10 protein-coding genes are annotated in these 13617 nt (G+C 28.8%); 9 read left to right on the top strand and 1 reads right to left on the bottom strand.

All coding sequences use genetic code 11. The features are described 5' to 3' along the window. Positions 1-42: 42 nt before the first annotated feature. The 9 genes from JJC02_11940 (at position 43) to JJC02_11900 (ending at position 12647) form a co-directional block, all read left to right on the top strand. A complete protein-coding gene (locus JJC02_11940) occupies positions 43-1380 on the top strand; it encodes a CCA tRNA nucleotidyltransferase (protein ID UDN53615.1) in 1338 nt (445 codons plus the stop codon). A 236-nt stretch (positions 1381-1616) separates the two neighbouring features. Then, positions 1617-2933, top strand: coding sequence for an amino acid permease (locus JJC02_11935; GenBank protein UDN53614.1), 1317 nt, complete (start codon positions 1617-1619; stop codon positions 2931-2933). A 169-nt stretch (positions 2934-3102) separates the two neighbouring features. Next, positions 3103-4278 (top strand): oxygen-independent coproporphyrinogen III oxidase, encoded by a 1176-nt coding sequence (locus tag JJC02_11930; GenBank protein UDN53613.1) that lies wholly within the window; start codon positions 3103-3105, stop codon positions 4276-4278. A 102-nt stretch (positions 4279-4380) separates the two neighbouring features. Continuing rightward, on the top strand, positions 4381-5400 hold the full coding sequence (gene hrcA / locus JJC02_11925; GenBank protein UDN53612.1) for a heat-inducible transcription repressor HrcA: 1020 nt from the start codon (positions 4381-4383) through the stop codon (positions 5398-5400). A 29-nt stretch (positions 5401-5429) separates the two neighbouring features. Next, complete coding sequence (gene grpE, locus JJC02_11920) at positions 5430-6050, top strand: nucleotide exchange factor GrpE (protein ID UDN53611.1); 621 nt, start codon at positions 5430-5432, stop codon at positions 6048-6050. A 91-nt stretch (positions 6051-6141) separates the two neighbouring features. Then, the gene (dnaK, locus tag JJC02_11915; GenBank protein UDN53610.1) at positions 6142-7989 is read left to right on the top strand and encodes a molecular chaperone DnaK; all 1848 of its coding nucleotides are present in this window, start codon (positions 6142-6144) and stop codon (positions 7987-7989) included. A gap of 210 nt (positions 7990-8199) precedes the next feature. Beyond that, complete coding sequence (gene dnaJ, locus JJC02_11910) at positions 8200-9354, top strand: molecular chaperone DnaJ (protein UDN53609.1); 1155 nt, start codon at positions 8200-8202, stop codon at positions 9352-9354. Positions 9355-10306: 952 nt separating this feature from the next. Next, the gene (locus tag JJC02_11905) at positions 10307-11242 is read left to right on the top strand and encodes an ROK family protein (protein ID UDN53608.1); all 936 of its coding nucleotides are present in this window, start codon (positions 10307-10309) and stop codon (positions 11240-11242) included. 31 nt (positions 11243-11273) lie between these two features. Further along, positions 11274-12647 carry an MFS transporter gene (locus JJC02_11900; protein UDN53607.1) on the top strand — a complete coding sequence of 458 codons (1374 nt, stop codon included), beginning with the start codon at positions 11274-11276 and terminating at the stop codon, positions 12645-12647. A gap of 187 nt (positions 12648-12834) precedes the next feature. On the opposite strand, the gene JJC02_11895 is transcribed toward JJC02_11900, so the two are convergent. Beyond that, complete coding sequence (locus JJC02_11895) at positions 12835-13602, bottom strand: helix-turn-helix domain-containing protein (GenBank protein UDN53606.1); 768 nt, start codon at positions 13600-13602, stop codon at positions 12835-12837. Positions 13603-13617 lie beyond the last annotated feature (15 nt).

Genomic DNA, 13617 nt, shown 5'->3' with positions numbered 1-13617 from the left:
ATAAGTAAGAATATATTAAAAAAGAATAAAAAGGTGATATTTATGATTAATATAGAAATTCCTAAAAAAGTAGACTATATAATTAAAGAATTAGAAAAGAATGGTTATGAAGCTTATGTAGTTGGAGGATGTGTCAGAGATTGTTTATTGGAAAGAATTCCAAATGATTGGGATATAACAACTAGTGCTAGACCAGAGGTAGTAGTAGAATTATTTGAAAAAACAATTCCAACTGGTATACAACATGGGACTGTAACAGTTATGATTGAACATGAACCATTTGAAGTAACAACTTATAGAATTGATGGAAATTATAGTGATGGTAGACATCCAGATTCAATAGAATTTACAAATAACATAGTTAATGACTTATCAAGAAGAGATTTTACTATCAATGCAATTGCATACAATCCAAAGACAGGATTAGTCGACCCATTTGATGGCTATGAAGATATACAAAATAAGTATATACGTTGTGTTGGAAACCCAGTAGATAGATTTGAAGAAGATGCACTTAGAATGCTTAGAGCAGTTAGATTTTCGGCACAACTCAATTTTAAAATAGCTGAAGGTACTGAGCAAAGTATTCATAAAAAATCAGCATTGATAAAAAATGTTTCTATGGAAAGAATACAGACTGAATTTAATAAAATGCTAGTATCTGATTCATCTAAATTAAATTTGTTAAATTCAACAGGTTTGTTGAAATTTATAATTCCTGAAATATGTGAATTAGAAGATGTTACTCAACATAATCCATATCACATTTATGATGTGCAAAAACACACTTTAATAGCCACAGAAGTAATTGAAGATGAACTGTATTTAAAACTTACAATGTTATTTCATGATTTGGGTAAAAAAGTAACTAAAACAACTGACAAAAATGGTATTGACCACTTTTATACTCATAGTAGAGAATCTGTAAAGATTGCAAAGAAGATTTTGAAGAGACTTAAGTATGATAATTGTACTATTAATAAAGTTTTACTATTAATACAATATCATGATTATAGGATAGAACCAAAAAGGAAAATAATTAAAAAGTTATTAAATAAACTAGAAAATGTTGAACTATTTGAAGATTTAATAAAAGTTAATTGGGCTGATACACTTGCTAAAAACCCAAAATATGCGAAAAAAAAGATATTGAACCTTATTGAGTGTGAAAAAGAATTCAAACACATAATAAATCAAAAGGAATGCTTTAATATTAAAGACTTAGCTATTAACGGAAAAGATTTAATGTCTATAGGGGTAAAACCAGGTAAAGACATGGGACATATCTTAAATAAGATGCTTGAAATTGTTATAAATAATCCAGAGTTAAATGAAAAAGAAATACTGAAAGAAAAAGTATTAAATATATACACATTTTAGATTCAAATATAAAAATTTGATTTAATCAATTTAAAAATCAAAAATACAATACTTATTTAGATAAAGTAAATAATTTTTAGAGTCTATTTTAGAAACTAAGATTATACAGTTTTTAAATATGTAGAAACTTAATCTAGAATTAGCAGATTAATATAAAAAAAAACTTTGGGAATACTATAACCATAAATTTATAAAATTAATATTTTATACACTATAAAACAGTGAGGAGGGACAGTATGCGTACTCAACTACAAAAGACTATTGGTCTTTCAGCAGCTCTTTCTACTGTTGTAGGTATGGTTATAGGTTCGGGAGTTTTTTTTAAGCCACAGGCGATATACACTACAACTAATGGAGCTCCAGGTCTAGGTATTATAGCATGGCTTTTAGGTGGTTTTATAACAATAACTGCTGGGCTTACAGCTACAGAAATTTCAGCTGCTATACCAAAAACTGGTGGTATGATGATTTATATCGAAGAGATATATGGACAAAAATTAGGTTTTTTAACTGGATGGATGCAAACTGTATTATTTTTCCCAGGTACATCAGCAGCACTAGGAGTAATATTTGCTCAACAAGCATCTGAGCTTTTAGGCATGAGCCCAAGTAATATGTCTAATGTACTTCCTATAGCAATTGGAGTTATATTATTTCTAGCAGTACTAAATATAATAGGCTCATCTTTAGGAGGAAAAGTTCAGACAGTGGCCACTATTGGAAAGATGATACCTTTAATTTTAATAATAATATTTGGATTTATTAAAGGGCAAAGTAGTGAAGTATTAAATCCATTTGTAGGAGATGGTGTAAATGCATCAAATGCACTTGGACAAGCATTAATAGCTACTTTGTTTGCATATGATGGTTGGATAAATGTTGGAGCTATATCAGGAGAAATGAAGTCTCCAGAGAAAGATTTGCCAAGAGCAATAGTTGGCGGTTTATCATTAGTTATGGCAGTTTATATTATAATAAATATAGCTTATCTTTGGGTAGTGCCAGCAAGTGAATTAGCAACAGTTACTTCGCCAGCCACATTAGTTGCAACAAGATTATTTGGAAATATAGGTGGAAAAGTGATAACTGTGGGTATATTAATATCAGTATTTGGGACATTGAATGGATACTTATTGACAGGTTCAAGGATACCTTATACATTAGCTGAAATGGGAACTTTACCAGCATCTAAAACTCTTTTAAAAGTAAACTCTGGAGGTTCTCCTGTAAATTCAATACTACTTATAACTGTGTTAGCCTGTGTATATGCATTATCTGGTCAATTTAATCTTTTGACAGACTTAACTATATTTTCAATATGGGTATTTTATGTATTGACTTTTATAGGTGTTATGAGGCTTAGAAGAGAAAAGCCAGAGTTATACAGACCATATAAAGTTCCTTTATATCCAATAATACCAATTATAGCTATATTAGGTGGACTGTTTGTGATAATAAATCAAATAATGACTTCAACAGTAATATCTTTAGGTGGAATATTTATAACACTATTAGGTTTACCAGTTTATTATTATATGAAAAAAAATAACTAATTATTTTAAGTTAAACAAATTTGGATGAAAGTCAAGGCATACTTTTATCCAAATTTGTTGTAGTATTACATAATAAAAGTGTATGATTTCTTACTTGATGTACTATTTTGTTTGATTTATAATTTAGTAATTGCTATTTTAAGATAATTTAAGAAATGAGGAATATAAAATGTTAGGACTTTATGTACATATTCCATTTTGTGTGAAAAAATGTAAGTATTGTGATTTTAATTCTTATAAAATGGACATAGATTCAAAAAAAAGATATATAGAAGATTTAAAAATAGAAATGGAATTATACAGCAACAAATTATATAAAGATAATAACTATAAGGAGAAAGAAGATTGTAGTTTAAACAAAACAGATACAATAACCAGTATATTTATAGGTGGAGGAACACCTAGCATTTTAACATCTAATGAAATAAGAGAAGTGTTTACAAGTATAAAAGAAGTGTTTAATATAGATGAAAATGCAGAAATAACTATAGAATGTAATCCTGGGACATTGACCATAGAAAAATTAAAAGCTATGAAAGATGTTGGTATCAATAGGCTTAGTATAGGATTGCAAGCTGTTCAAGAAAAGCATTTGAACTTTATTGGAAGAATACATACTTATGAAGAATTTGAGAAAAACTATAAAGATGCATTAAGTGTAGGCTTTAAAAATATTAATATAGATTTAATGTACAGCCTTCCAAATCAAACTCTATGTGATTGGAAGGAAACTCTTCAAAAAGTTGTAGACTTAAATCCAACACATATATCAGCTTATTCTCTTATACTAGAAGAAGGCACTGAACTATACAATATGCATGAGAGTAATAAATTTGAACTTATAGATGAAAATATAGATATAGAAATGTATGAGTATACAATAAATTATCTAAAGTCAAAAGGGTATAATCAATATGAAATATCAAATTACTCAAAAGAAGGCTATAATTGTGAGCATAATATTTTATACTGGGAATGTGAACATTATATAGGGCTTGGAGCAGGAGCTTCTGGCTATATTGATAATAATAGATACAATAATCTAGAATCTTTAGAAGAATATCATTTAAGTTTGGTAAAAAGAGAAAAACCAATACAAGAAAGTGAAAATCTTTCTATAAAAGATATGATAGAAGAAAAGATATTTATGGGGCTTCGAATGAATAAAGGTATAAAATTTGAAGATTTTAAAAAAAAATTTGGAATAGATTTTAGAGAAAAATACAGCAAGCAAATAGAAATGCTATCGACTAGAAGGCTTATAAATAAAAGCTTTGAGGGTATACAGTTAACTCAAAAAGGAAGAGAAATATCTAATAGTATATTTATAGAATTTATGGAATAATTTTTAAAGTGTTGACAAAATAAATTTATAATGGTATATAATATATATAATCTTTTTAGCACTCGAACTTGGTGAGTGCTAACAGCTAGGAGGTATAATAATATGGAATTAAATGAAAGAAAATTAAATATCCTCAAAGCTATAGTTAAAGATTATATAGAAACAGCTGAAGCTATAGGTTCTAGAACAATATCTAAAAGACATGATTTAGGTGTTAGTGCTGCTACTATAAGAAATGAAATGGCTGACCTTGAAGAATTAGGGTACTTAATTCAGCCTCATACTTCTGCGGGTAGAGTTCCATCTGAAAAAGGCTATAAGTTATATGTAAACTCTCTTATGAGTAAAAGCGAACTGGATGATAATGATAAGATTCTTATTGAACAGTGTATGAATCACAACATAAATCATATAAAAGAATTGATTCATGAAACTTCTAAGCTATTATCTCAACTAACAAACTATACAACTGTAGCAGTTACCAAGAGTTTAATAAATCAAAGTGTTATAAAGCACATACAGTTGGTTGCTATGAATGACAATAATATTTTACTTATAGTTGTAACAGATAAAGGAGACTTAAAAAAAGCTAACCTTACAACTAATGTATATTTAGAACAATCTAAGTTAAATTTGATTTCTGATAATCTTACAAGGAAGCTCTTAGGTAAAAGTATAACAGATTTGGATGATAATCTAATTGCTTTTATTAAATATGAAATAAGTGAGTATTCTGGGCTTATAGATGAGCTTTTAAATGCTTTGAACTCAAATATGAAAGAAGAAGATTTTTCTCTATCATTGAATGGAGCTACTAATATATTTAGCTATCCAGAATTTAATGATGTATTAAAAGCAAAGTCATTTTTAAATATGTTAGAAAAAAAGGAAACGATAGCTGACATAATTAAATCAAAGGGAATACAAAAAGACAATCTAAATATAATAATTGGTAGTGATAATGATTGTGAATTGGCACAGGATTGTAGTATAGTTACAGCAACTTATAATGTAGATAGAGACTTGGTTGGGCGAATAAGCTTCATAGGCCCTACAAGAATGGATTATGCTAGAATTTACTCTATAATAAATTATATGAGTTTATTAATTAATAGAAAGTAAAGAAATTTTAAATTGCGAGGTGTAAAGTCTTGGATAAAAAAAATGAACAACAAGAAGTAAGAGAAGAAAATGATACTTCCATTAACCAAGAATCTGAAACTCAAGTAGAGTTAGAAGAAGAAGTTATTAATGAAGAATGTGAAGATTCAAGTGAACAAACAGATGAAAAAGAAGTTGATGATGAAAATGTAACAGATATAAATTCTAAGTTAGCAGAAAAGAAATTGCAGGATGAACTAGATGAATTAAATGATAAATATCAAAGACTTCAAGCCGAATATGCAAACTACAGAAGAAGAACTCAACAAGAGAAAGAGACAATAGGTGTATTTGCAAATGAAAAGATAATAACTGAGTTAATACCAGTTATAGATAGTATGGAAAGAGCCTTAGATGCATGTGAAGATAAGGAGGATACTATGTATAAGGGTATAAGCCTTGTACATAAACAGTTAATAGACACTTTAGTAAAATTTGGAGTAGAAGAAATAGAAGCAGAATCTAAGGAATTTGATCCAAATTTACATTTAGCAGTTATGCAAGAAAGCGTAGATGGAGTTGAAGCAAATCAAGTAGTAATGGTGCTTCAAAAAGGATATAAGCTAGGAACTAAAGTTATAAGACCTTCAATGGTTAAAGTTTCTTGCTAAGTATAAATTAAAGGTTAAAATATTTAACCTAATATAAAATATTCAAATAAGTAAAACTTAATTATATAATTACTCAAGGAGGATTTTAGTCATGGGAAAAATAATAGGAATAGATTTAGGAACAACAAATTCATGTGTTGCAGTATTAGAAGGTGGAGAAGCACAAATAATAGCAAATAGTGAAGGTATGAGAACTACTCCATCAGTAGTAGCATTTACAAAAGATGGTGAAAGAATAGTTGGAGAACCTGCAAAAAGACAAGCAGTTACAAATGCAGATAAAACAATAACTTCTATAAAAACTCATATGGGAACTGATTATAAAGTAAATATAGATGGGAAATCATATACTCCACAAGAAATATCAGCAATAATTTTACAAAAATTAAAATCAGATGCAGAAAGTTACTTAGGACAAACAGTAACAGAAGCAGTTATAACAGTTCCAGCTTACTTTACAGATGCTCAAAGACAAGCTACTAAAGATGCTGGTAGAATAGCAGGGCTTGATGTTAAGAGAATAATAAATGAGCCAACAGCAGCAGCACTTGCTTATGGTATGGATAAATTAGACCAAGAAAAGAAAATATTAGTATTTGACTTAGGTGGAGGAACTTTTGACGTATCTATACTTGAAATAGGAGATGGAACTTTCGAAGTTTTAGCTACAGCTGGTAATAATAGATTAGGTGGAGATGATTTTGACCAAATAGTAATAGATTACTTAGCAGAGGAATTCAAAAAAGCTGAAGGTGTAGATTTAAGAAATGATAAAATGGCTCTTCAAAGATTAAAAGAAGCAGCAGAAAAAGCTAAGAAAGAACTATCATCAACAATGAGTTCAAATATAAACTTACCTTTCATAACTGCTACAGCAGAAGGACCAAAACACTTAAATATAGATTTATCAAGAGCTAAATTTGAGGAATTAACTAGAGGTTTAGTTGAAAAAACTATGGAGCCAACTAAGACAGCTTTACAAGATGCAGGACTTTCTACAGGTGATATAGATGATGTATTATTAGTAGGTGGTTCTACAAGAATACCAGCAGTACAAGAAGCTGTTAAGAAATTTATAGGAAAAGAACCTCACAAAGGTATAAATCCAGATGAGTGTGTTGCAGCAGGTGCTTCTATACAAGCAGGAGTTTTAGCAGGAGATGTTAAAGATTTATTATTACTAGATGTTACTCCACTATCTCTTGGTATAGAAACTATGGGTAATGTAATGACTAAGATAATAGAGAGAAATACTACAATACCAACTAAGAAATCTCAAGTATTCTCAACTGCTGCCGATAATCAAACAGCTGTTGATATACATGTTCTTCAAGGTGAAAGAAGTATGGCTTATGACAATACAACTTTAGGAAGATTCCAATTAACAGATATACCACCAGCACAAAGAGGAATACCTCAAATAGAAGTTACTTTTGATATAGATGCAAATGGTATAGTTAATGTTTCAGCTAAAGATTTAGGTACAGGAAAAGAACAAAAAATAACTATAACATCAAACACTAATTTATCAGAAGCAGAAATAGAGCAAAAGATAAAAGAAGCAGAAATGAATGCAGAAGCTGACAAACAAAAGAAAGAAAAAATAGAAGCATTCAATCAAGCTGAATCTACTATATATCAAACTGAAAAAACTTTAAATGAACTTGGAGATAAAATAAGTTCAGGTGACAAAGAGGATATAGAAAAAGCTATAGCAGATTTAAAAGCTGTAAAAGATAATCAAGATGCTACAGCAGAAGAACTTAAGAAAGCTACAGATGAAGTAATGACTAAGTTCCAAAAAGTATCTCAAGAGATGTACCAACAAGCAGCTCAAGAGCAACAAGCAGCACAAGGTGCAGAACAAGCTCAAGACAATGGACCTAAAGATGACAATGTGGTAGATGCTGACTTTAAAGAAGTAGATGAAGATAAATAAGATATATAATATGTAATACTAAATGATAATTGGAGCATATATGATTTATGAAAATCATATAGATGTTAAAGATATATGGACAATACACATCATAAAGAATATAATATATCATAGATTATATAACTTAAAGTAGAATATAAGAATTAATGATAGCTTGTAGTTTATTATTCTACAAGCTATCGTTTTGTAAAACGAAGGTGGTGTCAATTTTTGAGTACAAAAAGGGATTATTATGAAGTCTTAGGTATCAGTAAAGGTGCAGAAGCTCAAGAGATAAAAAAAGCTTACAGAAAATTAGCAATGAAGTACCATCCAGATAGAAATCCTGGAGATAAAGAAGCAGAAGAAAAGTTTAAAGAGATAAATGAAGCTTATGAAGTGTTATCTGATGATACAAAGAGAAAAACTTACGACCAGTTTGGACATGATGGGCTAAATGGTCAAGGCGGTTTTGGTGGTCAAGGAGGATTTGGCGGTCAAGGCTTTGGTGGTTTTGAAGATATGTTCGGAGATATATTTGGTGACATGTTTGGAGGAAGCTTTGGAGGTGGAAGACAGAGAAGAAGAGGTCCTCAACGTGGTGCAGATATAAGACAAAGCGTTACTATATCTTTTGAAGAAGCTGCATTTGGTAAAAAGATGTCTATAAAATTAAATCGAAGTGAAGAGTGTGAAGAGTGTAATGGAACTGGAGCAAAACCAGGGACATCAAAGAAAACTTGTTCAACTTGTAGTGGAACTGGTCAAGTTAGAACTGTTCAAAGAACTCCATTTGGTAATATAGCAAGTTCAAGACCATGTAGTACTTGTAATGGGACTGGAGAAGTAATTGAATCTCCATGTAGTAAATGTCATGGAACTGGAAATACAAGAAAAGTTAAGACTATAGAAGTAGATATACCTGCTGGTATAGATGATGGTCAAATGATAAAACTTTCTGGTCAAGGTGAAGTAGGAGAAAAAGGTGCTCCAAGAGGAGACTTATATATTGTAGTTAATGTTAAGTCACATCCACTGTTTACTAGAGATGGAAATGATATTTATTTTGAAATGCCAATTACATTTGTTCAAGCAACTTTAGGTGATGAAATAGAAGTACCTACTTTGGATGGAAAAGTTAAATATAGTGTACCAGAAGGAACACAGACTGGAACTGTATTTAGACTTAAAGAAAAAGGCATTCCTAGAATTAGAGGTAATTCAAGAGGAGACCAATATGTTAAAGTTGTAGTTGAAATTCCTAAAAAATTAAATGATAAGCAAAAAGAACTATTGAGAGCATTTGCGAAGGAGTGCGGGTCGAACGTCCACGAAAAGAAGAAAACATTCGGACAAAAAATAGAAGATATGTTTAAGAAAAAGTAGTTAAAATAGCCAATATATAATCATATTTTTGAAGTCTTAGTTATTTATGAGATTTTCAATGAACATATTATGATTTTTATATTGGCTATTTTTGTATAGAAAAATAAAACTGAATATAGATAATTTTCTGAAAAATACTTGTCCTAAAATATATAATGTGTTATAATATAACCAAACAAAAGAAAGGGGTGATTCCAGTGGGAACGGATGTGGCACTGCCAAATGATGAAGAAAACTTTATTGTAATATGTAAGATAAAATTAGATGCTTTTAGTGCTAGATTAAGTACTGGAAAGACTCATAAGCTGGGATAATTATTGTAATTACCTAGACCTAAATTTTTAGCAGTAAAATAGTCATATTATATGGACAAAGCATCTAATTTTTAAATCTTTTGCATGAATTAAAATTTTTATAAAGGATATATCTAATTAGAATTTAGTTAGTGTAACCTAGTTATAAACTACTTTTAGTATATACATGTGTAAAAAGATATGTATGTGGTATTAATTGCTGTGTTAGATATGTATGTAAAGAAATATATATCTGGTTTAGGTATATGCAAATAAATATGCATATATTCTATATAAAGGTTTTAGTATAAATTACTAAAATATGAGATTATTTTTATAGAAAGTTAATTTATGCCAATTAAAAAACATGTTTAAGATTTGTTTGATGTTTAGTTATAAATAATATTGTATATAAAAAATAAGTAGAAACAAAGGTTTAAAATGTTTGCTTTAAATATAGCTTGTTTTGAACACTTGCCAAATTAAAATAATTAATAAAATAGGCATCTTCTCATAGTAAGAATATACTGTGAGAAGATGTTTTTGCTTTGTTTATAAACTTTTATGAAAAATTTGCATAGTATCACATTTTAATATACTATATATATAATAAAATATAGGTAAAAATTAAATAATTCAAAAGAGAAAGGTGAAAAAGGATGTATTATATAGGTGTAGACATAGGAGGAACAGGTATACAAGCCGGTGTAGTTGATAATTATGGGAAGATACTTTTTAGGTCAGAATGTAAAACAGTAATTGAAAAAGGTTTTGAAGGAATACTTTATGACATAAAAGTAATGATTGATAAGTTGTTGGAAGATAACAAGCTTACTATGAGTGACATAAAATCCATTGGATTTGGTGTGCCTGGATTTATAAACAAAGATGGGTTAGTAACTTGTGTAAATTTAAAATGGGATAGAAAAGACTTTAATAAGGAACTAAAAAGAATATTTCCAGATGTTGAAATTCATGGAGAAAATGATGCGACAGTAGCAGCACTTGGAGAAGCAAAGTTTGGAAGTATGAAAGGTGCTAATGTTGGTGTCCTATATACTTTAGGAACTGGTGTAGGTGGAGGAATAATAATTAATCAAAAAGTTTTTTCTGGAGCACATGGACTGGGTTCGGAAATAGGTCATCAAATTATAGGAGAAAACTATTTTAATTGTAATTGTGGAAATAATGGTTGTGTAGAAACTTTTTGTTCAGCAACTGCAATTATAAAGTATTCTCAAAAGCTGATACAAGAAGGAGAAAAGAGTAGTATCTTAGATTTAGCAGAAGGTGATTTAGAAAATATAAATGCAAAGATGGTGTTTGATGCATATAGAGAAGATGACTTAGTTGCAATTAAAGTAATAAATAGGTTTAAAGAGTATTTAGCAAAAACTTTTGCAAATACAATAAATTCTTTAGACCCGGAAATTATATCTATAGGTGGAGGTATTTCTAAATCTAGTGATATAATACTTGATGGAATAGAAGACTTGGTAAGAAAATTTGTATTATACAAAGAAGAAGATATAGCTACAATTACGTGTGCAACTTTAGGTTCAGACGCAGGAATTATAGGAGCAGCTTTTTTATAAGGTAAATAAACTGCTTATTGGAGGCGCGATTATGGGTAAAACAAATGCTAGAAGAACGCTTTTTTTGGTAGCCATAGGTTCAGGAACTATGCTGAATCCTCTTAATTCTTCTATGATTTCACTTGCTTTACATAGTATACAAAATGATTTTCATATTAGTTTTACAACGGTATCTTGGATTGTTTCAGCATTTTATTTAGCTAGTGCTATTGCACAACCAGTTTCAGGTAAGATAGGAGATTTAATAGGTAGAAAAGTTTTATTTTTGAGTGGTTTAATACTTGTAATTTTATCAGCATCTATAGTACCGTTTGTTCAATCGTTCTTTATATTGATTTTTATAAGAGTAATTCAAGCAATTGGAACAAGTACTCTATATCCATCTGGGGTTGCTCTTATACAAAATAATATAAAGGAAAGACAGTCTTCTGCATTAGCAGTTCTAACCATTTTTGCTTCAACTACATCAGGGTTAGGTCCAACACTTGGAGGATTATTGTTGGATTTAGGAGGATGGCATGCTATATTTCTCGTAAATATACCTATTGTTATGGTTTCTATATGCCTAGGGTATTTTTTATTCCCCAAAGAGGCAAAAGAGAAGACATCTATAAAAGAGACTTTAAAAAGTGTTTTATCAAGATTAGATATTATTGGTATACTTCTATTTTCAATTGCAATGATTTTTATATTGATATTTATGCTATCTATGAAGGAGTCTTTTAATTTGGAACAACTTATATTAGGTATAATATTGATATGTCTTTTTATTTGGCATGAGTTGAAAACAAAATTGCCATTTATAGATATTAAGCTTTTTGTAAGTAACCCTAAATTGTCAAAGGTTTACTTACAGTTTATTATATTAAATTTCTTTAATTATATTTTGTTTTTTGGTCTTCCTAGCTATTTTCAAGATGCATTACATTATAGTGCAAAGTCGACTGGATTATTTATGTTATTTATGTCTGGTATAGGTATATTTATATCTCCATTAACTGGAAAATGGATAGATAAATCTGGAACTAGATTTCCTCTTGTTATGTCATCAATTTTTATGTTTATTAGTGCAGTACTTCTTTCAGTAATTTTTGTTCATATATCAGTAATAGGAAAAGGTATTATTTTATCATTAGCAGGTATTAGTTATGGAGTTGGTAATGTAGCATTACAATCCTCTATGTTTGAAGAAAGTCCTACTGACAGTATAGGGACAGCTTCTGGCCTTTTTCAAACTAGTCGTTATTTAGGCTCTATTTTAGCAACTGTTTTACTTGGAATGGTATTTGAGGCAAGTATAACATCAGAACAATTTCAGATATTAGGATATGTGATGGTGGTCTTAGGTACGATAAGTTTTTTATTGAATTTTATATTAAAGAAAGAATTAAGAAAAGTAAAATAGTGGACTTATGAACTTAATAAGTATAATAGTTGATAAGTTTAAAAATACTGTTTGTAAAACATAACTGATTGGATATTTATGAACTCTAAGCTTTGAAGTATAGAGTATTTCATAAGTATACAATATTTTGAATTAAAATTAAGCAGAAATTTGAACTAGTCTTTCAAATCTCTGCTTAATTTAGTAGTTAAATTTTTTTATAGAGAAAATAAGATTTGACACTCAGATAAAAAATCATTGCACTTTCAAATTTCTTTAAATCAAATCCAAGTATCTCGTTAATTTTTTCCAATCTATATACTAGTGTGTTTCTATGTAAAAACATACTATTAGATGTCTTAGAAATGTTTAAGTCATTATTTATAAATTTTATTCCTGTATATAGAAGTTCTTCGTCAATAGATTTAATCTTATTAAAATCTATTAATTTATTGAGTATATTATCCTCATTAATTAAATCTAAAGTTTTATATCTAATAAGGTCAAATAAATTTAAAAACTTATTTTCAGCGTTGTCTTTTACAATATGAGGTAGTAAATCAGAACATAACTGTAATCTAAAATCAAAATCAAATTTATTATCTAATTCACCAAGATAAAAAATATAAGTACTTTGATAAGTTTCAGTTTCAATTATATTTTGTGTAGTTACATTGATATCTAAGTCATATTTAGAATTTACCACAATGAAACCATTGAGTTGTATTATATTTATGTCATCATATAAGTTATAAAAAATATTTTTTATATATTCAAAGTCTATGTGAGATTGATAAATTAAATAAAAGTTACCTTTTAGATTATCAAGATTATTTTTATCTAGAAAATCAATAACATAAATAGCATTATTGAAAGTAACTAAATGGCTATTAGCATTTAAACTTTGATTTTCATATGGATAGATATTTATTTTTTTATTAAGTTGTCTTTCTAAAAAACCTTTTAACTCTTCCATAAAGTCTCCTTAAAA

The sequence above is a fragment of the Clostridioides sp. ES-S-0054-01 genome, assembly GCA_021561035.1.
In the GTDB taxonomy this organism is placed as follows: Bacteria; Bacillota; Clostridia; order Peptostreptococcales; family Peptostreptococcaceae; genus Clostridioides.
The sequence above is the reverse complement of the archived record's forward strand: the minus strand, read 5'-3'. Positions and strand labels throughout refer to the sequence as shown.